Genomic DNA, 24,372 nt, shown 5'->3' on the forward strand with positions numbered 1-24,372 from the left:
AGGGTGGGATTTGCTAGGATCACGCCATGCAAATGCCTCCTGACCAGTCTCCCGAGACGCGCCGCCGCCGGTTCCGGACCATTCCGATCCGGATGCTGGTGCCGAACATGATCACGCTGCTGGCGATCTGCGCCGGCCTGACGGCGATCCGCCTGTCCACCGAGGGCCGGATGGAACTCGCGGTTGCGGCCATCGTCTTCGCGGCCGTGCTCGATGGTGTCGATGGCCGTGTCGCCCGCATGATCAAAGGCCAGTCCAAATTCGGCGCCGAGCTCGACAGCCTGGCTGACTTCGTCAATTTCGGCGTTGCGCCTGGCCTGATCCTGTATTTCTGGCAGCTCCATGATCTCAGCAATGCTGGCTGGATCGCCGCGATGGTGTTCGCCATCGCCGGCAGTCTGCGGCTGGCGCGTTTCAACGCCACTATGGACGATCCGGACAAGCCGGCCTTTGCCGCGAACTTTTTCACGGGCATGCCGGCGCCGCTGGGCGCGCTCACCGTGATGCTGCCGATCTATCTGGGCTTCCTGGGCATGCCGATGCCGCCCGCCATCCTGACGACCCTCTACACGCTGCTGGTCGGCTTCCTGATGGTGTCGCGGCTGCCGGTGTTCTCCGGCAAGGCCGTGAACATGCGGGTGCCGCGTGAGCTGGTGCTGCCGGTGTTCGTCGGCGTCGTGCTCTTCATCGCGCTGCTGATCGGCTACCCCTGGCACATCCTGTCGGCGCTCTCGATCATGTATCTGCTGAGCCTTCCGCTGGGCTGGAAATCGTATCGCGATCAGGAACGTGCGCTCGCCGCGCAGTCGGTGGTCCCTGTCGATCCGGCGGCGCCCCATGCGTCGACGCCCTATACGCCGGGGGCACCTGAGATCGCACCGGATGATCGGCCCGCACGCCTGAACTGATTGTCCATCTCGCGAACAATTCATGCAGCCGCTTTCCACGACGAAAGCGGCTGCATTTCGTTTTGGGCATGCAGTGAAGTCGGCTATATCCGAAGTCACTCAGCGACGACGACGTCCCGCGAAGACGGGATGCGATAATCACACACAGGAGAAACGCCGTGACGAATTCCGCGACCGGTCCGCTGCCCGCATCCGTTCTGGAAGCACTGGGCCGCTACGACACGCCGACCATCTGCAATGCGATGGAGATCGTCGCCCCCGAGCGCCGGTTGATCGGCTACACCACGCGTCCGCTGGTTTGTCCGTTTCCGAATCTGCCGCCCATCGTCGGCTATGCGCGCACCGCGAGCATTCGCGCGACCATGGCGTCTGGTCTGCCTGCCGCGGAGCAGAAGGCGCGGCGGCTCGCTTACTACGAGTATGTCGGTACGGGCATCGGTCCGCGCATCAGCGTGATCCAGGATATCGACGGGCCCGACGCGGGCTATGGCGCGTTCTGGGGTGAGGTGAACAGCGCCGTACACAAGGCGCTCGGTTGCCTCGGTGTGGTCACCGATGGCTCGATCCGCGATATCCCGCAATGGGCCCCGGACTTCCAAGCGCTCGCCGGCACGATCGGTCCGTCGCATGCGCATGTGCATGTAAGCGAGTTCGGCAATGAAATACGCGTGGCCGGCATGAGTGTTCGTTCGGACGATCTGATCCATGCCGATCAACACGGCGCGGTTGTGATCCCGCTCGATGTCGCCGCGAAACTGCCGGAAGCGGCGGAGCTGTGCGGGCGGCGCGAGACACCCATTCTCGATATTGCGCGCAGTCCGTCATTCACGCTCGAGAAGCTGAAAGAGGCGATGGCGCGCTCGTCGGAAATACACTGAAATCCGGGGCTATTAAGACTAACGATAAAGGTTAGATGCCGATCAACCCGAACCAGCTCCGGTTGCTTGCGCGGCCGGAGGGCTTCGGGCTAACTGCCCGTTCCGCCGTGGAGACGGGTATTGGAGACGGTATTGCCTCAGACCAAGGATATGAAGAAAGCTTGGAATGAGCGAGCAAATCGTGACCCGTTCTTTTACGTCGAGACCGAGCTGTGGGATCACGATCCCGAAAAATTCTTCGCACTCGGTCGCGAACGCGCAACGCTGCTGATCGATCCTGTTCTCGCAAAATATGCACTTGATCCCGTCGGCAAGACGGCGGTCGATATCGGCTGCGGCGTCGGACGTTTCACGCAGGCGCTTGGCCGGCGTTTCACCAGGGCTGTCGGCATCGATGTGTCTGACGTCATGGTGGAAAAGGCCAAGGCGGCGGCAGCGGCGTTCAGCAATCTCGACTTCGTCGCCGGCAATGGCGTCGTGTTTCCCTTGGCGTCCGAAACTGCGGATTTCGTATGGTCATATGAGGTCTTTCAGCACATGCCGTCGCATGACGTCGTGAAGGCCAATCTGGTCGAGGTCGCCCGCATCCTGCGTCCATCCGCGCTTGGACTCATTCACTTCCGAACGGCGCATGAGTATCCGACTATCCTCTGGCATATCGCCAAGTTCGTCCCGACGCCTGTCATCCAGCGCCTGAAGATGATGCTCGGCAAGGATCCGCTGACGGCGGATACGTCGTGGCGTGGTGCAAAGCCGCTGCCGAAGAGCACGATCGCCGACTTCTGCGTGGCCGCTGGGCTCAAGCCCATCGAGTTTCTCGATGACCCGACCCACGCACCGGGATCACGTACCTTCGTGGTCGTCCGGCGCGCTGTCTGACGCCGCACAGTCGCCCTCAATCTGTCTGCTGAACGAACTTTCAGTATCGTTCCACGCACGCTCGCGCGTCATTAATCTGTCGTTAATGAACCGTGAAGCGGTAACGCGTCCTTAATCGCAGTATCGCTAAGGTACCTTCGCGCGGCCTGATCTCGAGGCGTGCCGCCGTCCAGGACGGGCGTCGTTCGATACGTGTATAGCGTCGGAGTTGACATGGATATCACAACACTCGTCGGTTTTGTCGCTGGCATCATTGTGCTGTGTACCCTGGTCCTCATGGGCGGCAGCTTCGGGATGTTCTACGACATCCATGCCGTTATCATCATTTTCGGCGGTTCGTTTGCCGCGACGCTGATCCGCTTTCCGCTCTCGTCCATCCTTCATGGCATTCCGCTCGGCGCCAAATTTGCGTTCACGCTGAGCCGTCTGAACGCTCGTGATCTCGTTGACGAACTCGCTCGCATCGCGGAAATCGCAAGGAAGCAGGGACCGGTCGGACTCGAAAAAGTCGAAACTGATGATGCATTCCTCGCCAAGGGAATCCGCTTCGTTGCCGACGGCTACGACCTCGAATTCATCCGCGACAATCTTGAGCGCGACCGCGACAATTTCCTCATGCATCTCGACGAAGGCTCGAAGATCTACCGCGCCATCGGCGATTGCGCGCCGGCCTTCGGCATGATCGGTACGCTGCTGGGCATGGTGCAGATGTTCTCGAACATGTCCGATCCGTCCAAGCTCGGACCGTTCATGGCCGTCGCGCTGCTGGCGACGCTGTATGGCGCGATCGTCGGCAACCTGATCTGTCTGCCCATCGCCGACAAACTGCACGTCAAGGTGCTCGATGAAGAGACCAACCGCACGCTCATCATCGACGGCATCCTGATGATCCGCGACTCGAAGAGCCCGGCGCTGGTGCGCGAAATGCTGCTGGCCTATCTGCCCGAGAAGCACCGCCATGACGAAAGTGAGCCGGTCCCAGCGTAATACACTGGAGGCAGGCTCGGAGCACGTCCGATGGCGAAGAAAAAGCGCGGAGAAGCACACGGCGGCCACGGCTGGTTCGTGACCTTCGCCGACCTGATGGCGCTGCTGCTCAGCTACTTCGTCATGCTCGTGGCATTCTCCAGCCCTGACGGCGCCAAACTCAAGATCGTTGCCGGCTCGGTCCGCGAAGCCTTCGGCGTGCAATCCGATGCGCGATATTCGGGCGTGATCGAATCCGATGGTCTGCCGACGCGCGGCCAGACGAAGAACAAGGACCATGTGTCGCCGGACGATGCGTCCAACGTCACCAGTCCGAGCGAGAAGGGCGGCCGTCCCGCGGGCGCCAAGCTGAAGATGGACCGCGAATTCGCGCTCGCCTCGGCGTCACTGCGGCAGGCGCTGCAGGACATGCCGGAGATCAACGAGATCTCCAAGAACATCATGTTCGAGGAAACCAAGCAGGGCCTCAATCTGGAAATCATCGACCAGAACGGCCGCTCGATGTTTGCTGACGGATCCAAGGTTCCCTATGAGCGCACACGTCTGTTGCTGCAGAAGCTCGCCGGGCCACTAAAGGCAACACCGCTGCGCGTGGCTATCGTCGGTCACACCGCCGCGGGCTTCGTACCGGCGCGCAGCGAATACGATGCATTCGATCTGTCGGCCGATCGCGCCAATGTCGTTCGACAGATTCTGGAACGGGAAGGGCTGCCGTCGTCCCATATCTTCTCGGTGTCGGGCAAGGCGGACAGCCAGCCGCTATTCCCCGACGATCCGACCATGGCTGCCAACCGGCGGGTGACCATTACGCTGATGCGGGAAGACCCCCCGCTGCCGCCAAACCTCAAGCCGTAAAACAGTCAATTCCTTTTTTACTGCTCCAGCCTCTTTTTTGCTGGGCAATGCCGATTTTTGCTGCGCTCCCGATAAGCGATCTGCGGCAGTATAGGCTAGTGTCCCGGTTGACTGGCATTGCCCGGCGCGCCATAGCCGGGTCCGGATTGTCCAGAGGCGTTACGAGCAGAATGGCCGTTACGGAAACAACAGGCGAGGGACCGATCGAAGTTCCGGTTCATACCGGCTTCTGGTCGCTCACGGTCGGCAGTATCGGCGTCGTATTTGGCGACATCGGAACGTCGCCACTTTACGCTTTCCGCGAGGCGGTACACGGCGCGACGCATGGCGCCCCGGTGACGCCCGTCATCGTGCTCGGCGTGCTCTCATTGATCCTGTGGGCGCTGTTCATCGTCGTGACAGCGAAATACGTGCTGTTCCTGCTGCGCGCCGACAACAATGGCGAGGGCGGGACGCTGTCGCTGATGGCGCTCGGCCAGCGTGCCTTGGGTCGGCGGAGCTTGCCGCTGATGGTACTGGGCGTGATCGGCGCCTCGATGTTCATCGGCGATTCCATGATCACTCCCGCGATTTCGGTGCTGTCGGCGGTGGAAGGTCTGAAACTCAAGGCGCCCGCGCTCGAACCCTATGTCGTGCCGGTTACGGTCGCGATTCTCGTGGTGCTGTTTTCCGTTCAGCGGATCGGTACCGCCAAGGTGGCATCCGCCTTCGGGCCGGTGATGATCATCTGGTTCACGACGCTGGCATTGATGGGTGCTTCGCACATCTCGGATGATCCGACCGTGCTGAAAGCGATCAATCCATATTATGCCGTACAGTTCATGTTGAGCCACGGCACCATTGGTCTCGTCACCTTGGGCGCAGTCTTCCTGGCCGTGACCGGCGGTGAGGCGCTCTACGCGGATCTCGGCCATTTCGGTCGCAGACCAATTCAATACGGCTGGTTCTTCTTCGTGCTGCCGGCGTTGATGATCAATTATTTCGGGCAGGGCGCGCTCGTGCTGTCGAACCCGGCCGCGATCGAAAATCCGTTCTATCGGATGGCACCTGAATCGATGCTGTTGCCGCTGATCGCGCTGGCGACGGCCGCTACCGTGATCGCGAGCCAAGCGGTGATCACCGGTGCCTATTCATTGGTGCGTCAGGCGGTGCAGCTTGGCCTGCTGCCGCGCTTCGAAGTGCGCTTCACCTCCGAGACCCATGCCGGCCAGATCTATTTGCCTCGGGTCAATCGTCTGCTGCTGATCGGTGTGCTGCTGCTGGTGCTGCTGTTCAAATCGTCGAGTGGTCTGGCCTCGGCCTATGGCATCGCGGTCTCCACCACCATGGTGGCTGATGGTATCATGGGCTTCGTGGTGATCTGGAAGCTGTGGAACTGGAAGGCCGCGACTGCCGCTGCGATCATAGCGCCGCTGGTGTTCGTTGATCTGGCCTTCCTCAGCGCCAATCTCCTGAAGCTGCTGGAAGGCGCTTGGGTGCCGTTGCTGTTCGGCGTGCTGATGGCCGGCATGATCTGGACCTGGCGCCGCGGCGCGGCGATCCTGATCACCAAGACGCGCCGTATCGAAGTGCCGTTGCGCGATCTCATCAAGAGTCTGGAAAAGCGCCCCCCGCATATCGTGAAGGGCACCGCGGTGTTTCTCACCAGCGATCCCGAATTCGTGCCGACGGCGCTGCTGCATAATCTGAAGCACAACAAGGTTCTGCACGAACACAACGTGATCCTGACCATCGAGACCGCGCAGACGCCGAAGGTCGATCTCGGCGAACGCGTTCGTATGGAGAATATCAGCGACAAGTTCTCGATGGTGAAGCTGCGTTTCGGCTTCATGGAATCGCCAAACGTCCCCAAGGCGCTGGTCGTCGCGCGTAAGCTCGGCTGGCAATTCGACATCATGGCGACGTCGTTCTTCGTGTCGCGGCGCTCGCTGAAGCCGTCGGCGCAATCCGGTATGCCGCTGTGGCAGGATCATCTGTTCATTGCGCTCAGCCGTTCGGCGAACGACGCCACCGACTATTTCCAGATCCCCACCGGACGCGTGGTGGAGGTCGGTACTCAGGTGACGATCTAAGCATCTTTTGTCATGTCCGGTTCCCCGATTTGCGCTATAACGGGTGTGATCATCGGGGCCGGGAACGGCCTCGCTGCCCCGCTGTTCAGAGACCTGCGATTCAGAAGTCTTCGAGGCCGTTTCCATGACCATCGATAGCGCATCTCCCGCCGCGGCATCCCCGGCGGACCCTACCCATGGGCACTCGACGGCCAGCTTCGGCTCGCTCGTCATGGGCAGTATCGGCGTCGTCTATGGTGACATCGGCACCAGCCCGCTTTACGCGCTCCGTGAGGCGCTGGTCGCGGCCGGGGGCCACAAGGCGCCCGGCATCGACAATGAAGCAATCCTGGGCGTCCTCTCGCTGATCCTGTGGGCACTGATCATCGTGGTCACGCTCAAATATGTCGTGCTGCTGCTGCGCGCCGACAATAACGGCGAGGGTGGCCCGCTGGCCCTGATGGCGCTGGCCCAGCGCGCGATCGGATCGAGCGGGCCGGTGGTGGTGATGCTCGGCATTATCGCCGCGGCGCTGTTCTACGGCGACGCCGTGATTACGCCGGCACTGTCGGTCCTGTCAGCCATTGAGGGCGTCAAGCTCGTCACCACCGCCTTCGATCCCTATGTCGTACCGCTCACCATCGTGATCCTTGTGGCGCTTTTCGCCGTGCAATCGCGCGGCACTGCGAAGGTCGCGACGTTCTTCGGACCGATTATGTGCCTATGGTTCGTCGTGATCGCGGTAGCGGCCATTCCGCAGATTGTGAAGCATCCTGAAGTGCTGGCGGCACTCAATCCCGTGCATGCGATCTACTTCATGTTCCATCACGGCATCATCGCCTTCGTGACGTTGGGCGCAGTGTTTCTCGCCGTGACCGGCGCCGAAGCGCTTTATGCCGATCTCGGCCATTTCGGCAAAAAACCGATCCAGCTGGCCTGGCTGTTTCTCGTGCTGCCGTCGCTGGCCATCAACTATTTCGGCCAGGCTGCGCTGGTGATGCATGATCCCACCGCGCTGGAAAATCCGTTCTATCTGATGTTTCCCGACTGGGCGCTGATCCCCATGGTGATCCTCGCGGCGACTGCCACTGTGATTGCGAGCCAAGCCGTGATCACCGGCGCCTATTCGCTGACGCAGCAGGCGATCCAGCTTGGCCTGCTGCCGCGTTTCGAAATCCGGCACACATCGGAGTCGCATTCCGGCCAGATCTACATTCCGCGCGTCAATATGCTGCTGTTCATTGCAGTGATCGTGCTTGTCGTGCTGTTCAAGTCATCGAGCTCGCTGGCCTCGGCCTATGGCATCTCGGTCACCGGCACCATGGTCGTCACTGCGATGATGGGCTTTGTGGTGATCTGGCGCGGCTGGAAGTGGTCGCCGATCGCGGCTGCGGCGCTGATCGTGCCGTTTCTGGTGATCGACGTCACGTTCCTCACCGCGAATCTCTTGAAGGTGTTCGACGGCGGCTGGGTGCCGCTGGTGATGGGCGGCGTGATCATTCTCATGATGTATACGTGGCGGCGCGGTAGCCGCCTGCTGTTCGAGAAGTCGCGCAAGCTGGAGTTTCCGCTGGCCGATCTCGTGGCCATGCTGGAGAAACGTCCGCCACAGCGCGTGGCCGGCACGGCGGTATTTCTCACCAGTGATCCGCAGAGTGCGCCGACGGCGCTGATGCATAGTCTGAAACACTACAAAGTGCTTCACGAGAAGAACGTTATTCTCACCATCGAAACCGCACCGACGCCGCGCATCGATCCGAGCGAACGCGTGCGTATGGAAGAGATCAGCGCGACCTTCTCGAAAGTGACGCTGCGCTTCGGCTTCATGGAATCGCCGAATGTGCCGAAATCCCTGGCGATTGCGCGCAAGACCGGCTGGCAGTTCGACATCATGTCGACGTCGTTCTTCCTGTCGCGCAGGGCGCTGAAGCCTGCGGCGCATTCCGGCATGCCGCGCTGGCAGGACCATTTGTTCATCGCGCTCAGCCGCACCGCCAATGACGCGACCGACTATTTCCAGATCCCCACAGGGAGGGTGGTCGAAGTGGGCACGCAGGTGACTATCTAGGCCTGATCCCGAAAAGTGGGCTTGCGGCTTTCGGGCAAGATCAGGCCCGACAATAAGCTCTTCCGACGCTTGATTTTCGCGGCGCGAGAGGCGACGTTGGCGCCCGAAAACAGGGGCGTTTCCGCCCCTTCGTATTCGCTCCGGACACCGGGGCGGCAGGAGGTTGTGGTGGCAGGCGAAGCTCATACCGTTCACGATTTGACGCCGGAGGAAGTGTCCAAGGGGATCGCCGACGGCAAGTATCTGCTGGTCGATGTACGCGAACCCAACGAGGTCGCGGTCGAGGCCTATCCGGATGCCGTGGTGGTGCCGCTGTCGGGCTTCGATAGCGCCGATCTGCCCGATCCGGCGGGCAAGCAGATCGTGTTTGCGTGCCGCTCCGGCAAGCGCTCGGTGACCGCCTCGCTGGCCGCCCAGGCCGATGGCCTTGCCTATGACAAGCATCTCGCCGGCGGCATTCTGGGGTGGAAGGCTGCGGGCCTGCCGACCAAGGCTGGCTGATCGCTCGATGAACAAGATCTTCTCTGAGCTGCCCGTCACGGTGTTCGAGGCGATGTCGCAGCTTGCGCGCGACCATAACGCCATCAATCTCGGGCAGGGCTTTCCCGACCATCCCGGCCCCGACGATATCCGTCAGGCGGCCGCCGATGCTGTGCTGAACGGTTACAACCAGTATCCGTCGATGATGGGCATCCCGGAGCTGCGTCAGGCGATCGCCACGCATTACCAGCATTGGCACAAGCTCTCGCTCGATCCGATGACGGAGGTGATGGTGACCTCCGGCGGTACCGAGGCATTGACCTCGTCGATCCTTGCGGTGGTCGAGCCCGGCGACGAAGTCGTGTGCTTTCAGCCGGTCTATGATTCCTATCTGCCGATCATCCGCCAGGCCGGCGGCATTCCGCGTCTCGTCAGCCTCAAGCCACCCCATTGGCGTCTCACGGAAGAAGATTTGCGCGCGGTCTTCAATCACAAGACCAAGGCCGTGCTGTTCAACAGCCCGCTTAATCCCGCCGCGGTGGTGTCGCCGCGCGAGGATCTCGAATTGCTGGCGAAGTTCTGCCAGGAATTCGATACGATCGCGATCTGTGACGAAGTGTGGGAACACGTGACCTTTGACGGCCACGACCATATCCCGCTGATCACCATTCCCGGTATGCGCGACCGCACTATCAAGGTCGGCTCGGCCGGCAAGATCTTCTCGCTGACAGGCTGGAAGATCGGTTTCGTTTGTGCCCCGCCGCATCTCTTGCGTGTCTGCGCGAAGGTGCATCAGTTCCTGACCTTCACGACCGCACCCAACCTGCAGGTCGCGGTGGCCTATGGTCTCGGCAAGTCCGACGAGTACTTCAAGACCATGCGCGCCGATCTCGCGCGCAGCCGCGATCGTTTGGCTGCCGGTCTGGAGAGCATCGGCTTTCCCGTCATCAAGTCGCAGGGCACGTACTTCCTCACTGTCGATCTGTCGCCGCTGGGGCTGAACGAGACCGACGAGGAATTCTGCCGGCGGCTTGTCTACGACTACAAGGTCGCCGCGATTCCTGTGTCGGCCTTCTATGAGCAGGACAAGGTGACGTCGGTGGTGCGTTTCTGTTTCGCCAAGAACGACGCGACGCTCGATACGGCGCTGGAGCGTCTGCACAACGCCGTTCATCGCCGCTAGGGGAAGTTGATGCGCATAGGCAAGTACGGGATCGCGTGGGTCGTCGGAGCGGCGCTGCTGTGGTCCTTGCCGGTGCAGGCGCAAGACCAGAAGGCAGAGCGCGTCGTCAACTTCTACAACTGGTCGAACTATATGGCGCCCGGCGTGCTGGAGGCGTTCACCAGGGAGACCGGCATCAAGGTTGTCTACGACACCTTCGACGCCAACGAGACGCTGGAGACGCGTCTCTTGGCCGGCAAGTCCGGTTACGACGTCGTGGTGCCGACGGCGTATTTCCTGCAGCGCCAGATCACCGCAAAGGTGTTCCAGAAGCTCGACAAGGCGAAGCTGCCGAACCTTGCCAACGCGTGGCCGGAGGTGACCAAGCGCCTCGCGATCTACGATCCCGGTAATACATTCGCCGCGAACTACATGTGGGGCACGACGGGCATCGGCTACAACGTCAAGCAGGTCGCGAAAATCCTCGGGCCTGACGCGGAGATTGATAGCTGGGACGTCATCTTCAAGCCGGAGAACCTTGCGAAGTTCAAGGATTGCGGTGTCCATATGCTGGATTCCGCCGACGACATTCTGCCGGCGGCGCTCAATGCGCTGGGCCTTGATCCGAACTCGATCAAACAGCCGGACCTCGAAAAGGCCGCCGATCTCGTCGGCAAGATCAGAGGCAATGTTCGCAAGTTTCACTCGTCTGAATATCTGAGCGCGCTTGCGACCGGCGAGATCTGTCTGGTGGTCGGCTGGTCCGGCGACATCATCCAGGCGCGTGCGCGGGCGGATGAAGCGAAGAACGGCGTCGAGATCGGTTATGCGGTGCCGAAGGAGGGCGCGCAGATGTTCTTCGATAATCTGGCGATCCCCGCCGATGCGAAGAACGTCAATGAGGCCTATGCGCTCATCAACTATCTCTACCGCCCGGACGTCGCCGCGAAGAATTCGGATTTCCTCGGTTATGCCAATGGCAATCTCGCCAGCCAGAAGCTGATCGATCCGAAAATCCTCAATGACAAGACGATCTATCCGGATGAGGCGATGCTGCAGAAGCTGTTCGTCATTACGGCGCGCGATCCGGCGACGCAGCGCGTGATCAACCGGCTGTGGACGAAAGTGAAGACGGGGCGCTAAGCGTTATCGCCAGCGCCGGTGCAGCCACAGCCACTGCTCGGGATATTCCCGGATCCAGCCTTCCAGCACGGACGTCACCGCCTGCATGGTGCCTTGAACGTCGACCTTGCCATTGGCATCGCGCACCGGTTTCACCTCTTCGGAGACTTCGATGCGGAAGCGATGATCGGGGAGGCGGATGATACGAACACCGTGGATCGGGCAATCGACCTGGCGCAACAGCCGCGCCAGCATCGGATTGGCATTGGTCTTGCGGCCGAAGAAATCCACCGGGACGCCGTTGGTGAACCACTGATCCACCAGCATGGCGACGTGCTTGCCCTCGTTCAGCGCGTGCGCGAGCTTGAGCGGTGCGTCATGGCTGGCCGGGATGAGATTGCCCATGTTGATCGCGCGCGTCTGATGAATGGCGCGGTCTGCGGCGGCGCTGTTCGGCCGACGATAGAGCACGGCTGCGTCAAGGCCGTGGGCCACGGCGGCGAGCGCAGGAATTTCCCAGTTGCCGAGATGGCTGGCGAAAATCAGTGCCGGCTTGCCGTCGTCGCGCAACTGATCGAAAATCTCGCCGGTGCGCGCCGAGAATTCGACATTGCTCGGCTTGGTCGGATTGGCCGGGTCATAGTCCCAGATCTTGTCGAGATGGGCGAATTCCGCACCGATGCGCCCCATATTGTCCCAGACACCCGCGAGGATCTTGTCGATCTCTTCCGGTGATTTCTCGGGGAAGGCGGCAGTGAGATTGGCGCGGCCGATCTTGTCTTCGCGAAACAGCGGGCCGATGCGCTGGGTGATCTTGCCGAACCGATTGGCGGTCTTGACCGGATCGAAATAGCGCGTGGTGCGCAGGATGCCGATCGTCAGCGCACCGACAGCGGCGTCGCCTGCAGGCTTCAGGGCATCGCGAATGCGGGCCTTGGTGCGAAGCAGCAGGCGGAGCATCAGAAGTGAACGATGATCTTGCCGAACACCTGGCGGGTTTCCATCCGCTTCAGCGCGGTCTCGACATCGCTGATCGGCACTTCGGTATCGATCACCGGCAGCATGCCGTCGGCCATCTTGTCGAGGCTCTCGGCAATGTTCTTCATGGTGGCGCCGAACGATCCGAAGATGCGGTATTGCTGCTGGAACAGCTGCATCAGGTTGATCGTCGTGGTCGGGCCCGAGGTCGAGCCGCAGGTGACGAGACGGCCGCCGCGCTTCATCACCAGCAGCGAACCATTGAAGGTATCGGCGCCGACGTGTTCGAACACGACATCGACGCCCTTCTTCTTGGTGATCTTGCGCGTCTCGCCCTCGAAGCGATCCTTGCGATAGTTGATGACGTGGTCGGCGCCGAGGGCCTTCACGCCCTCGATTTTGGAATCGTCGCCCACGGTCGTGATGACGGTGCAGCCGATCTTCTTCGCCATCATGATGGCGACGGTGCCGATGCCGGAGCCGCCGGCATGGACAAGAATGGTCTCGCCGGGCTGCAGCTTGGCATTGTCGAACAGCATGTGCTGCACGGTGGAGAAGGCGATTGGCGCGCAGGCGGCGTCGCGGAAGCTGATGCCGTCAGGGACGGGGATCACGAGGCGCGCCGGCATGTTCATCAGCTCACGCGAGAAGCCGTCGATGTGAAAGCCATAGAGGCCGCCGACGTTCTCGCAGAAATTGTCACGGCCTTCCTGGCAGGCCTTGCAGTGGCCACAGGTCAGAGCGCCATACATCACGACCTTCTGGCCGGGCTTCACATGGGTGACGCCCTCACCGACGGCAGCGACCTCGCCGGAAGCTTCGGCGCCGATCGACAGCGGCAGCTTGCGCTTGGCGAAGGCCATGCCGCGAAAGCCCCAGACGTCGATATGGTTCAGGCCGACAGCCTTGACGCGGATCTGCACTTCGCCGGCACCAGGCGGCGGGGGCGGCGGCACGTCGACGACGACGAGCTCACGATCGGCAACAAGATTGAGCGCACGCATGAACCGCGTCTCCGGCAAGAAAGGTTGATTCTGGATGGCCTGCGTATCGCCGGTTCACGTCATGACGTCAACCGGCGAGGGGCGGCCAACAGGGCCGGGGAGCCTTAAACGGGCTCGCCGGTGAGGATCAGCGAGGCATTCTGGCCGCCAAAGCCGAAGGAATTCGACATCACGGCCGTCACGCGTGCATCGCGGGCGGTATTGGGAACCACGTCGAACGGAATGGCCGGATCGGGAACATCGTAATTGATCGTCGGCGGGATCCGCTGGTGTTCCAGGGTGAGCAGCGAGAACACCGCCTCGACTGCGCCGGCGGCGGGAGAGTGTGGCCGACCATGGACTTGTTCGACGAAACCGGAATTTCCTTGGCGCGCTCACCGAACACGCTGGAAATGCCGAGATACTCCATCTTGTCGTTTTCCGGCGTGCCGGTGCCGTGGGCGTTGATGTAGTCGATCTGGTCCGACGTCAGACCGGCATCCACCAGCGCATTGTTCACGCAGCCGATGATCGGCTTGCCGTCCGGGCTGGAACGGGTGCGGTGGAAGGAGTCCGCGAGCTCGCCGCAACCGGCGACAATGCCGAGGATCTTGGCGCCGCGCGCAGTGGCGGCTTCCAGGCTTTCCAGGACCAGCGCGCCGGCGCCTTCGGCCATCACGAAACCATCGCGGTTCTTGGCGAAGGGACGGACAGCTTTCTGCGGCGGGTCGTTATGGGTCGAGAGTGCCGATAGCAGCGAGAAGCGGATCAGCGCTTCCGGGTTCACCGAACCGTCGGTGGCCACGCACAGCGCCGCATCGGCTTCGCCGCGGCGGATCGCTTCGACGCCGAGCTGGATCGCAGTAGCGCCGGAGGCACAAGCGGTCGACAGCGAGATCGGTGAGCCCTTGGTTCCGAACGTGTCCGCGAGATGGTCGGCGACCGAGCCGAACAGGAAGCGGCGGTGATACTGAACGAACTTGCCGCCGCCGGCGACGCGCAGCAGCGTGTCGTAATTGATATCGCTATTGGCGCCGGCGGCCTTCGCCAGCACCTGGCGCTGCGGCCACTCGACTTCGACGGGCGCAACCGCGAGGAACAGAGGGCCGGGGAAGTCGCCCTTGCTGCCGATATTGGCCTGCGCGATCGCTTCCTCGGTGACCAGTTCGCCGAGCTTCTCGGAGAGGTCAGTGGAGGAGAACGGCTCGACCGGCACGAAATCGATCGTGCCGGCCATCGTCGTCTTCATGCCGTCGATGGGAAAGCGGGTGATGGTGCGAATGCCGGACTCGCCAGCGGTGAGCTTGGCCCAGTTGTCCTCTTTGCCGGCGCCGAGCGATGTCACGACACCCATGCCTGTGACAACAACAATCGGTCGGCCGAAATTATCGCGCGTTGCAGTCATGCTCTCTCCGTCGGCCGCGTCGACCGCTTAACTTGAGCATGATCCCGAAAAGTGGATGCCGGTTTTCGGATAAGATCTTGCTCAAACATAAGAAAAATCTAGAGCCCAATCGGCTCTAGATGGCTTCAACCAGCGCCATGCCTTCGCCGCGCCAATGGCCGGCGCCGATCACGACAATCTGGGTGGGCTTGCCGGACTTTTCAATCTCGAGGCCGGTTGAATCGTTCGGCGGAAACATCGCACCGCGCGAGATCGCGAGGGCCGCAAGGCCGAGGCCGAGCGGGAATTGGGTTTCGAGCGTATGTCCGAAGAGAGTGCCGGTGCCGCGGATGGCGACATCGGCATGATCCTTCAGGAAGGTGCGCTCTTCGGAGGTGACAGGCTCCGCGCCGGTCGCGCCGGTGATGATCGCTGCGTCACTCCTGGCGCCGAGCTGCGACCACAGTTTTTGCAGCGACGTCGTGACTTCGCCGGGCGTTTTGCGACGGGCTTGATCGGCAACGACGCTCTTCAACCGTGCCAGCGGCTTGGCGCCGCGCGCTTCAGCATGCGACCTGGATTCGATGACGAGGAATGCACCGGCGGAGCCGAGCGCGAAGCCCGAATTCGCCTCGCGTGCCCACACGGTCTCGAATTTGTTCTTCAGGTTGAAGTCGTCGAATTCGTATAGCAGCAGCAGATCCTTGCGCTCGCCGTTATGCGCGGCGCCGATCAGTGCGATGTCGCTCTGGCCCGAGGCGATGCGTGCCAGCGCAATGCGCGCAGCATCGACGCCGGCGGCTTCCTCGCCCATGAAGGTACGCGACGAGCCGGTGACGCCGTGCACGATGGCGATGTTGCCGGCCAGCAGGTTCGAGAGCTGCGCCAGAAACAGGGTCGGACGAAGATCGTTCAGGAGCTTTTCGTTCAGCAGGCCCGGCGATGCTGCGCCATAGCCTTCAGAATTCAGGATACCGGAATCGACGGCGAGATCACGCTCACCGCCACCGGCGGCGACGATCATGTCCATCCTCGACAGGATGTCCTTGTTGCCTTTGACGCCAGCCGAATCCAGCGCAAGGCCGGCGGCATAAGTGCCGATCCGCTGCCAGGCTTCCATCTGCCGCTGATCGCCCTTCTTGGGGATCTGCGCGTCGTAAGAGACCGGCGCGAGGGGGTGGACGATGTTCGGAGCGAAGCCGGTTTCATCGACGTTGATGCGCTTGTTGTTCAACGCATCCCAATGCGCGTCAGGGCCTTCGCCCAATGACGTGGCGAGGCCAATGCCGGTGATCCACGCTTCCACCGGCTCGGATGTCATCGGTCGGGTTTCAGCCATTGGTGATCGCCTGTAGGGGAAATCCGATGCGCTCGGCCACGATGTCCATGTGCCCGCGCAAATCCGGATGAGGGAACGGGACGGTCTTGAAGGTGAGCTGCGCGTTGCAGGTCAGCTTGCCGTCGACCTTGATTTTGACAGTGGTCATGTAGAAGCCGTCGCCTTCGTGCAGCACGCTGGCGTTGATGTCCAGCTTCGTACCCGGCGTGATGAAGGTGCGCATCTTGGCCTCCTTCACCGCGGCCAGGAACGGCATGCGCTTGAACTTCATCAGCGCGATCAGCAGCCAGCCCGAAGTCTGCGCCATCGACTCGATCAGCAGCACGCCGGGCATCAGCGGGTAGCCCGGGAAGTGGCCTTCGAAGATGGTGCTGGTCTCGGGGACGTTCGCTTCAACCGTGATCGTCCGTTCGCCGACATTGAGGTCGGTGATGCGGTCGATCAGGTGAAAATATTCGAGGTTCATGGCGGGGCGTTACGCGCCCTTGGCCGCGACCAATTCGTCGATGCGCGCGCTGAGGTTCTTCAGGACGAAATACTGCTCGGTGGTCGCCTTGCCGTCGTTGACCTCCTGGGTCCACTTTTCGAGCGGCAGCTTGATCCCGAACGCCTTGTCGATCGCGAAAGCGATATCCAGGAAGTCGAGGCTGTCGATCCCCAGATCGTCGATGGCGTGGCTTTCCGGCGTGATCGTGTCGCGGGGAATGTCGCAAGTCTCGGCGATGATTGTGGCGACCTGATCGAATGTGGAGGACATTACTAAGCCTTTGATATATTGAAGATAATGTTCGATCGGCGCGCGCAAAGACAGGGCTCCGCCCCGGGGTAGTCCCGGTCCGCCGTATAGAGTCGATTGCCCGTATATCGGAGCGGGGGCGGCAGTTCAATGCAGTTGAGCGCCCGCTCACCAGCCCCGGTAGGCTGTGGAAAGAGGGTTTGGCGCGCCTCAGCCGTGCGGCGCAACAATATGGGCGCAGTCGCGGCGGCCCATCAACACGCAATCCTGGGTTTTGCGGAGATCGGCGATGCTGACCGCCAGCCAGATCCCGACACCCACAAGGATCACCGTAAAGCCAAAGGCCGCGCTATTGGCCAGCATCCGGTGACGGAAGTCGTCGGGGTCGTCCTGTGCCTGTTGATAGCGGGACAGGTCGCTGGCGCCGGTGGTTTGGCGGCGGCGGGGTTGGTCGGCAGGAGCGGTGGGATGGTGTGGCAGCGTAGCCGAGGTGCGGGGCACGAAGCGAAGCACGCGGTGCTCGTCATCTTCTCCGATAATTGGCTGCTGGGTCTTCATGGTCGTGGGTCTGCGCATGCGATGTCGCAGTCTAACACGAGGAGGCCGCTTCGCGCAGATAAAGTCCGCATGGCACGGATGCGGCGATCGGCAGAGATGACGTGGAACTGATCGGCATCGGCGCGACCGCCATGCCATAGTTTGTTCTGAACAGGCGTCAGATATGGGAGGCCACATGCCGAATACACGCGAACCGTTGCTGCATCCGGTCCCGATCCTGTCGCTGCGGCCAACGCAGATGACGGTGGGCATGCGCGAGGTGAAGGAGAAGCGCAAACGATGGCGTGCGCATAAATCGAAGCGCAAACAGGCCGAGCTGCTCGGCCAGCACATGATCCCCGTAGTGCTGGGGCCGGATCAGCGCCACTACGTGGTCGATCACCATCATCTCGCACGTGCGCTGCATGACGAAGGCGTGAAGGATGTGCTCGTCACCGTGATCGCGGATCTCACGATGGTCGATATGAAAGCCTTCTGGGGCGTGCTCGATCACCGCCGCTGGGCCTATCCCTATGACGCCAAGGGCGAGCGACGGCACTTCAAGGATATTCCGAAATCGGTGACGGGCCTGAAGGACGATCCGTTCCGCAGCCTGGCCGGCGAAATTCGCCGCGCCGGCGGCTATGCCAAGGACACCACGCCGTTCAGCGAATTCCTCTGGGCGGACCTGTTTCGCAGCCGGCTCTCCACCAAGGAGGTCGATGCGGATTTCGCCAAGGCATTGGAGAAGGCGCTGGCGATCGCCAAAAGCAAGGATGCGATCTATTTGCCCGGCTGGTGCGGACCGGCGTCGGACGACTGAGGCGCATCCATCGGAATCGCCGCGGGATCGCCTTTGCCGCCGAGCACGCGATGCAGGGCGCGTTCGATCCTTCCGCCGAGCAGCAGCACAAGGAAGGCGATCACCACCGAGACGGTGACGATGCGCCAGTGGCCGGCGCCGCACATGATGCCGACACAGGCGGTCAGCCAGACGCAGGCGGCGCTGGTCAGACCGCGGACGCGGAAATGCCGCTCGGCATGAAAGATCACGCCGGCACCGAGAAAGCCGACGCCTGTGAGGATGCCCTGAATCACCCGGCTCCCGGCATCCGTGAAGCCGCCTTTGCCGAGCGGATCGGCCAGCACCACGATCATGGCCGTGGCCAGGCTGACGAGCCCCAGCGTGCGTACGCCGACAGGCTTGCCGTGCAGATCGCGGTTGAGGCCGATGGCGCCGCCGACGAGGGCGGCGACGCCCAGACGCAAGATGATGTCCGACCAGTCGAGCACTACGAAATCCTTCTAAACCCGTGCCATTACTTCGGCAGCCGGCCCATCATATAGAACTCGTCATTCGGTTTCATGTTGGTGACATTGGCCATCCGGTTCGACAGCGCAAAGAAGGCCGAGATCGCGGTGATGTCCCAGATGTCGTCGTCGCTGAAGCCGTGGCAGGAGACTTCGGCAAAATCCTGCTCGCCAATGGTCTCGGCAGACCGGCTCACTTTCATGGCGAAATCCAGCATCGCACGTTGCTTCGGCGTGATGTCGGCCTTGCGGTAGTTGACGGCGATCTGGTCGGCGATGGTCGGGTTCTTGGCGCGAATGCGCAGGATCGCACCATGCGCGATGACGCAATAATGGCACTGGTTGGCGGCTGACGTAGCGACCACGATCATCTCACGCTCGGCCTTGGTCAGCCCGCTGTCCTTTTCCATCAACGCGTCGTGATAGGCGAAGAACGCGCGGAATTCGTCAGGGCGATAGGCCAGCGACAGGAACACGTTCGGCACGAAGCCGGACTTTTCCTGCACGCCCATAATGCGCGTGCGGATGTCCTCGGGCAGTTTGTCGAGGGCGGGTGTCGGAAAGCGTTTCGCAATCGGCTGGGTCATCTGGCATTCCCGTGAACGTTTCTGTTTCACGAGACCATAGGCGATCAAGCCGCCACGGCAAAGCGCTAGCGGCGCGCCAGCAGTGCGATCAGCGCAGCGGTTTCTTGAGCAGCGAGAAGCGATCCGGATCGAGGCCGAGCGAGGGTTGCAGCATCGGGGCTTCGACGCTGCGGCTCGGCGTCGCCAGCGGCCGCTCGATGAAGCCGGGATCGTTCGGCACCTCGCGATGCGATGTGGCGCCGCGCCAGCGTTCCAGCACCGCGCTGACGAACTGCATGTCGTGACCGGCGGCGACCGAGGGCACTGTCGCGATGGTGGCTTCGGAGCGCGGCAGCTGATGCGGTGGCACTTCCTTGAAGCGAAGGCGGGTCGGCAATGCGACGCCTTCACCGAAGGCGAGCACTTCGCGCGTGCCGAGTGAAGGCACAAAGGATAGCAGGTTGGCAGCGGCATCCGACACCGCGGAGCGCAGGAGGGCCTGGTCACGCTCGTTGGCAAGGCGCATGGCGAACAGTGTGTTGCACTGGGAAATGATCGTGGCGTCGAGTTCTGCCGGACGCTGCGTCACGAGGCCGAGATAGACGCCGTATTTGCGGCCTTCCTTGGCGATGCGGGACACTGCCTTGCGGGTCGGGCCAAAGCCGATATTGCGGTCGGCGGAGGCGTAGCGATGCGCTTCCTCGCAGACGAACAGCAGTGGCGAGGCGCCGTCGCTCCACAGGCCGAAATCGAATGCCATCCGGCACAGCACCGACACCACGCTATCGACGACTTCCGCGGGGAAGCCGGCGAGCTGCATGATGGTCATCGGCTTGCCGTTGGCGGGCAGGCGGAACAGATGGCTGATCACTTCCGCCATGGTGTCGCCGCCGACATTGGCGTTGTCGAACATGAAGGCGTAGCGCGGATCGTTCTTCACCGCTTCGATGCGCGAGATCAGCTTGTGATACTGGATGCGCGACGAGCGGTTCTCGAGCTTGCCCATGCGCTCGTCGATCAGCGAGATCAAATCGACCAGGCGATAAGGCACCGGCGTATCGACGGTGTAGCCGATGGTCTTGGGATCGATGCGCTTGAGGCCAATGCGGTCGGCGTTCTGGTATTGCGTGTAGACGCCCTTGGCGATCGGGATGACTTCCGAGAGGATTTCGAGCTCTTCGGGCACGCCGGGGCGGCCGGCGAACAGCACGTCGACGATTTCCTCGAAATTGAACAGCCAGAACGGCAGTTTCAGATTGCGCGGGTTCAGCACCAGCGACTTGTCGCCGAAGCAGCGGCCATATTCGTTATGCACGTCGAGCAAGAAGATGCGCAGATGTGGGCGTGACTTCAGGATCTCGTTGAGCAGCAGTGACACGCCGGTGGATTTACCGACACCGGTGGAGCCGAGCACCGCGAAGTGCTTGCTCAGCATTTCCTCGACGTCGACATAAGCGGCGACCGACTTGTCCTGCTGCAGCGTGCCCACGTTGATCTGCTCGGAGCCGGACGGCGCATAGACCGTGCGCAGATCGTGATTGCTGATCAGATCGACGATGTCGTCGATCGTGGGATAGTTGGTGACGCCGCGCTGGAATTTGGCCTTGTCTCCATGCCCCATGATCTCGCCGAGCAGATCGACCGAGGCGCTCGCGATATACATGTCCGATGCATGCATGTTCTCGGCGGACACTTCCGTGATCATGGCGATGATGGTCGAGGAGGCGCAACGGATGCTGACGAAGCGGCCGACCGTGCCGCGCATCTCCGAAGGCGTCATCGGGTTCACGGCGAGCAGGCCGACCCGGGCCAGCGAGCCGCGAACTGAGATAATGCGCCCGAACGACGCCGCTGCGTTTAAACTGGTCATTGATGAATTCGCGTCTCACGCCCCGGTTGGGCCGACTATGCGGGTCAGGGACTGGACAAATTGTTAAGGCGCGTCCGCGGGCTATCGGCGGGCTCTGCTCGTCAAACTTGCATTGCGGAATTAGCTCCGCACTGGAACGCGGAAACTCCGGCACTGGATACCTTGTCGCTCACGGCTGGCGATCCGGCTTTACGCGGTTTTAACCAGCCCGCGAGGTCGGCACAGGCTGGCGTCCTGACCTTGCATGGGTCGTCGTCGCCGCGTTATCTCAGCGCGGTCGCCTTCGGCCCGTGTACGGACCTCTCATGCGCATCGATTTTCCCGGCCTGCAGGCGTTTCTGAGCATCGCGGAGCGGGGCAGCTTTTCGCGCGCGGCCGCGCACCTCAATCTGTCGCAGACGGCGCTGAGCCACCGGATCAAGAAACTGGAAGAGGATCTCGGCTTTCAGCTGCTGGCCCGGACCACGCGGCAGGTGGCACTGACCCCGGCCGGGCTGGAACTGCTGCCGACCGCGCGGCGGATGATCGGGGAGTTGTCCGATTCCATCGATCTGCTGCGGGCACGGGGCCGCAAGCGGCAGGAACACATCGCGCTCGGCTGCCTGCCGACCATCGCCGCCTATCACCTGCCGCGGGTGCTGAAGCAGTTCAATGCGGTGCATCCGGGGATTTCGATCAAGATCCACGACAATTCAGCCAGCGAGATTGCCACCTTGGTGCAGTCCGGGCAGGCAGAGTTCGGCATCACGATCACGGCGACCAATATATGGGATCTGGCTGTGACCCCGCTGATCAAGGAACGCTTTGTTTTGCTGTGCACCAAGGACCATGCCTTTGCGCAGCGCAAGTTCGTGGCCTGGTCGCATCTCGAGGATATGCCGCTGATCCGTATCAGCCCGCAGGCTGGCAATAGGGCCCTGATCGACGACGCGCTCGGCCATCGCCGCGACAAGCTGAACTGGCGCTACGAGGTGCAGCATCTGCAGACGGCGGTGGGCATGGTGTTCGAGAAGCTCGGCATCGCCGTGGTCCCCAGTATCGCAGTGGCGACGCAGGGAACTGCCGGACTGGTCGCTGTGCCGCTGCGTAATCCCAGCGTCAGCCGCACGGTGGGCATCATCGTTAAGCGCGGACAACCGGTGAGCAAGCCGGCGCAGGCGCTGATCGACCTGACCCGCAAATACTTCCAGGCTGCGGGATAATCCGCTCGGTAGGATATATGCAGGAAACTGCACGATTATCCCAGATTTCTCATTTGTTTCATATATCGGAATTGGCTACTGCGGGAGCAGAACGGTCCATGGCCCTGTCGCGATGACGTGACGGCCATGGGTACCGACATAAAAACGGCAAGGGTGGACGCATCAAGCGTCTTCAATCCATCATGACGCTCCGCTTCCCGACCAGGCTCAAGCATCTGCTGAGCGCCGCGCATTTGGCACTCGGTGCGATATTCCTCACGACCGCGGTACCTGTGGCACAGGCCCAGTCCGGCTATCCGACCAAGCCCATTCGCGTGATTGTGCCGTTCGCAGCCGGTGGCGTCGCCGACATCACCATCCGCATCGTGGCCGAGAAACTCGGCGACAATCTCGGCCAGCGTCTGGTGATCGAGAACATGCCGGGCGCTGGCGGCGTCGTTGCGGCGCGCGCAGTGCTGTCGTCGCAGCCGGATGGCTATACGCTGGCGCTGCTCAGCAATGGCACCGCCGTCAGCGTGCCGCTGTTCAAGAGCCTGCCATTCGATCCCGTGAAGAACTTTGCGCCGATCTCCAGCATCGGCTTCTTCGATTTCATCGTCGGCACCAATACGAATTCGCAACACAAGACGCTGGCTGACGTCATCAAGTTCGCGCGCGACAATCCGGGCAAACTGAATGTCGGCACCATCAGTGTTGGCAGCACCCAGAACCTGTCGGCCGAATTGCTCAAATCCACGGCCGGGATCAACTTCCAGATCGTGCCCTATCGCGGAACGCCGGAAGTCATTGTCGGGCTGCTGCGCGAAGACATCGATGTGATGATCGACAATTATGTCGGGATGAAATCCGCGCTGCAGGATGGCAAGATGCGTCCCGTCGGGACCACGGGCGAATCCCGTTCGGTGATCCTGAAAGACGTGCCGACGATGATCGAAGGCGGCGTGAAGGGCTATGACGTCGTGTCATGGAATGCGCTGTTCGCGCCATCGGGTACGCCACCGGAAGCGATTGCGCGGTTGAATGCGGGCCTCCGCGAAGTATTGGCGATGTCCGATGTGAAGCAGAAGCTGCTCGATCTCGGCATCGAGGCGAAAGCCAGTTCACCCGAGGAATTGAAGGCCCGGTTGGTCGACGACATCGCGAAATGGACCGCCGTGATCGACAAGGCAGGAATTCCGAAACAATGACGAAACCAACCGTTCCCGGTCCCGATCCGCATACTAAGGTGCCGAAGTTCAAGCTGCCGCCGCTGGCCTGCGACGCGCATACGCATATCTTCGGGCCTGGCGCCAAGTACCCATATGTCGGCTCCTACATTCCGCCGGACGCGCCGCTAGAAGACTTCCAGGCGCTGCACAAGAAGCTCGGCATCGGCCGCGCGGTGATCGTCAATGCCAGCGTGCACGGCACCGACAACCGCGTGGCGCTCGACGCCATTGCGGTGAGCGGCGGACGTTACCGCGCGGTGGCCAATATCGACGGCACGATCACGGAGCAGGGGCTGCGCGAACTCCACGAAGGTGGCTTCCGTGGCTGCCGCTTCAACTTCGTACGGCATCTCGGCGGCACGCCTGACATGAAGGTGTTCCATCGCATCATCGACATGATCGCGCCGATGGGCTGGCACGTTGATTTGCATTTCGATGCGATCGATCTCCCCGACTATGCTGATCTGCTGGCAAAACTGCCGGTGATCTACACCATCGATCACATGGGGCGCGTGAAGGCTGCGGATGGCCTCGAACAGAAGCCGTTCCAGACGCTGATCGACTTGATGCAGCGCGACGAGAAATGCTGGGTGAAAGTCTCCGGCTGCGAGCGCGTCACCTCGATGGGGCCGCCATTCACCGATGCGGTGCCATTCGCGAAGAAAATCTGCGAGACTGCGCCGGATCGCGTGATCTGGGGGACCGACTGGCCGCACCCCAACGTCAAGGCGATGCCGAACGACGGTGATCTCGTCGATCTGATCCCGCTCTTCGCGCCGGATCCGGTGATCCAGCAGAAGATCCTCGTCGACAATCCCGCACGATTGTTTGAATTCGACACTTAAGCGACGCGAAAATCCGAAGGAAC

23 protein-coding genes and 1 pseudogene are annotated in these 24,372 nt (G+C 61.8%); 14 read left to right on the plus strand and 10 right to left on the minus strand.

The features are described 5' to 3' along the window. The first annotated feature begins 32 nt into the window (after nt 1-32). From pssA to RSO67_RS28930, 10 genes are all read left to right on the plus strand, one after another. Nucleotides 33-908: a CDP-diacylglycerol--serine O-phosphatidyltransferase gene (pssA, locus tag RSO67_RS28885; protein WP_093758909.1), complete on the plus strand. Its 876-nt coding sequence runs from the start codon at nt 33-35 to the stop codon at nt 906-908. 158 nt (nt 909-1,066) lie between these two features. Further along, nucleotides 1,067-1,786 carry an RraA family protein gene (locus RSO67_RS28890; RefSeq protein ID WP_315841658.1) on the plus strand — a complete coding sequence of 240 codons (720 nt, stop codon included), beginning with the start codon at nt 1,067-1,069 and terminating at the stop codon, nt 1,784-1,786. 132 nt (nt 1,787-1,918) lie between these two features. After that, nucleotides 1,919-2,665: a class I SAM-dependent methyltransferase gene (locus tag RSO67_RS28895; protein ID WP_315841659.1), complete on the plus strand. Its 747-nt coding sequence runs from the start codon at nt 1,919-1,921 to the stop codon at nt 2,663-2,665. Between the two features lie 213 nt (nt 2,666-2,878). After that, nucleotides 2,879-3,652, plus strand: coding sequence for a motility protein A (locus tag RSO67_RS28900; RefSeq protein ID WP_068730581.1), 774 nt, complete (start codon nt 2,879-2,881; stop codon nt 3,650-3,652). A 30-nt stretch (nt 3,653-3,682) separates the two neighbouring features. Continuing rightward, nucleotides 3,683-4,507, plus strand: a complete 825-nt coding sequence (locus RSO67_RS28905; protein WP_315841660.1) for a flagellar motor protein MotB — start codon at nt 3,683-3,685, stop codon at nt 4,505-4,507. A 170-nt stretch (nt 4,508-4,677) separates the two neighbouring features. After that, nucleotides 4,678-6,579, plus strand: a complete 1,902-nt coding sequence (locus RSO67_RS28910) for a potassium transporter Kup (RefSeq protein ID WP_315841661.1) — start codon at nt 4,678-4,680, stop codon at nt 6,577-6,579. A gap of 124 nt (nt 6,580-6,703) precedes the next feature. Continuing rightward, complete coding sequence (locus RSO67_RS28915; RefSeq protein WP_315841662.1) at nt 6,704-8,626, plus strand: potassium transporter Kup; 1,923 nt, start codon at nt 6,704-6,706, stop codon at nt 8,624-8,626. A 168-nt stretch (nt 8,627-8,794) separates the two neighbouring features. Further along, nucleotides 8,795-9,127, plus strand: coding sequence for a rhodanese-like domain-containing protein (locus RSO67_RS28920; RefSeq protein ID WP_315841663.1), 333 nt, complete (start codon nt 8,795-8,797; stop codon nt 9,125-9,127). Between the two features lie 7 nt (nt 9,128-9,134). Next, the gene (locus RSO67_RS28925; protein WP_315841664.1) at nt 9,135-10,289 is read left to right on the plus strand and encodes an aminotransferase; all 1,155 of its coding nucleotides are present in this window, start codon (nt 9,135-9,137) and stop codon (nt 10,287-10,289) included. Between the two features lie 9 nt (nt 10,290-10,298). Continuing rightward, nucleotides 10,299-11,411: a polyamine ABC transporter substrate-binding protein gene (locus RSO67_RS28930; protein WP_315841665.1), complete on the plus strand. Its 1,113-nt coding sequence runs from the start codon at nt 10,299-10,301 to the stop codon at nt 11,409-11,411. 3 nt (nt 11,412-11,414) lie between these two features. Here RSO67_RS28930 and RSO67_RS28935 read toward each other — a convergent pair whose 3' ends face one another. The 7 genes and pseudogenes from RSO67_RS28935 to RSO67_RS28965 all read right to left on the minus strand — a co-directional run bounded on the left by RSO67_RS28935 (nt 11,415) and on the right by RSO67_RS28965 (nt 17,368). Then, entirely contained in the window at nt 11,415-12,350 is a 936-nt protein-coding gene (locus tag RSO67_RS28935; RefSeq protein WP_315841666.1) for a lipid A biosynthesis lauroyl acyltransferase, read from the minus strand. Continuing rightward, on the minus strand, nt 12,350-13,372 hold the full coding sequence (locus tag RSO67_RS28940; protein ID WP_089267166.1) for a zinc-binding dehydrogenase: 1,023 nt from the start codon (nt 13,370-13,372) through the stop codon (nt 12,350-12,352). Before RSO67_RS28940 ends, RSO67_RS28935 begins: the two co-directional genes overlap by 1 nt. 104 nt (nt 13,373-13,476) lie before the next feature. Beyond that, nucleotides 13,477-14,756: pseudogene (locus RSO67_RS28945) on the minus strand (beta-ketoacyl-ACP synthase). A 115-nt stretch (nt 14,757-14,871) separates the two neighbouring features. Beyond that, nucleotides 14,872-16,074, minus strand: coding sequence for a beta-ketoacyl-ACP synthase (locus tag RSO67_RS28950; RefSeq protein WP_315841667.1), 1,203 nt, complete (start codon nt 16,072-16,074; stop codon nt 14,872-14,874). Beyond that, on the minus strand, nt 16,067-16,540 hold the full coding sequence (locus RSO67_RS28955) for a 3-hydroxyacyl-ACP dehydratase FabZ family protein (protein WP_068730591.1): 474 nt from the start codon (nt 16,538-16,540) through the stop codon (nt 16,067-16,069). The genes RSO67_RS28950 and RSO67_RS28955 overlap by 8 nt, the downstream gene beginning before the upstream one ends. Before the next feature lie 9 nt (nt 16,541-16,549). Continuing rightward, complete coding sequence (locus tag RSO67_RS28960) at nt 16,550-16,831, minus strand: acyl carrier protein (RefSeq protein ID WP_002711294.1); 282 nt, start codon at nt 16,829-16,831, stop codon at nt 16,550-16,552. 189 nt (nt 16,832-17,020) lie between these two features. Then, on the minus strand, nt 17,021-17,368 hold the full coding sequence (locus RSO67_RS28965; RefSeq protein WP_315841668.1) for a hypothetical protein: 348 nt from the start codon (nt 17,366-17,368) through the stop codon (nt 17,021-17,023). Nucleotides 17,369-17,543: 175 nt separating this feature from the next. Between RSO67_RS28965 and RSO67_RS28970 the strand changes: the two genes are divergently transcribed. Beyond that, a complete protein-coding gene (locus RSO67_RS28970) occupies nt 17,544-18,170 on the plus strand; it encodes a ParB-like protein (RefSeq protein ID WP_315841669.1) in 627 nt (208 codons plus the stop codon). Here RSO67_RS28970 and RSO67_RS28975 read toward each other — a convergent pair. From RSO67_RS28975 to RSO67_RS28985, 3 genes are all read right to left on the minus strand, one after another. Beyond that, nucleotides 18,131-18,640, minus strand: coding sequence for an MgtC/SapB family protein (locus tag RSO67_RS28975; protein WP_315841670.1), 510 nt, complete (start codon nt 18,638-18,640; stop codon nt 18,131-18,133). The two genes, RSO67_RS28970 and RSO67_RS28975, sit on opposite strands and share 40 nt — an antisense overlap. Before the next feature lie 26 nt (nt 18,641-18,666). Further along, nucleotides 18,667-19,245, minus strand: a complete 579-nt coding sequence (locus RSO67_RS28980) for a peroxidase-related enzyme (RefSeq protein WP_315841671.1) — start codon at nt 19,243-19,245, stop codon at nt 18,667-18,669. Between the two features lie 88 nt (nt 19,246-19,333). Then, complete coding sequence (locus RSO67_RS28985; RefSeq protein WP_089267173.1) at nt 19,334-21,094, minus strand: ATP-binding protein; 1,761 nt, start codon at nt 21,092-21,094, stop codon at nt 19,334-19,336. A gap of 305 nt (nt 21,095-21,399) precedes the next feature. On the opposite strand from RSO67_RS28985, the gene RSO67_RS28990 reads away from it, so the two are divergent. The 3 genes from RSO67_RS28990 to RSO67_RS29000 all read left to right on the plus strand — a co-directional run bounded on the left by RSO67_RS28990 (nt 21,400) and on the right by RSO67_RS29000 (nt 24,349). Next, nucleotides 21,400-22,296, plus strand: coding sequence for a LysR family transcriptional regulator (locus RSO67_RS28990; RefSeq protein ID WP_068730595.1), 897 nt, complete (start codon nt 21,400-21,402; stop codon nt 22,294-22,296). A 182-nt stretch (nt 22,297-22,478) separates the two neighbouring features. Continuing rightward, nucleotides 22,479-23,483, plus strand: a complete 1,005-nt coding sequence (locus RSO67_RS28995) for a tripartite tricarboxylate transporter substrate binding protein (RefSeq protein WP_315841672.1) — start codon at nt 22,479-22,481, stop codon at nt 23,481-23,483. Then, a complete protein-coding gene (locus tag RSO67_RS29000; protein WP_315841673.1) occupies nt 23,480-24,349 on the plus strand; it encodes an amidohydrolase family protein in 870 nt (289 codons plus the stop codon). Before RSO67_RS28995 ends, RSO67_RS29000 begins: the two co-directional genes overlap by 4 nt. Nucleotides 24,350-24,372: the final 23 nt, after the last annotated feature.

It is taken from the genome of Tardiphaga sp. 709 (assembly GCF_032401055.1).
Classification (GTDB): domain Bacteria; phylum Pseudomonadota; class Alphaproteobacteria; order Rhizobiales; family Xanthobacteraceae; genus Tardiphaga.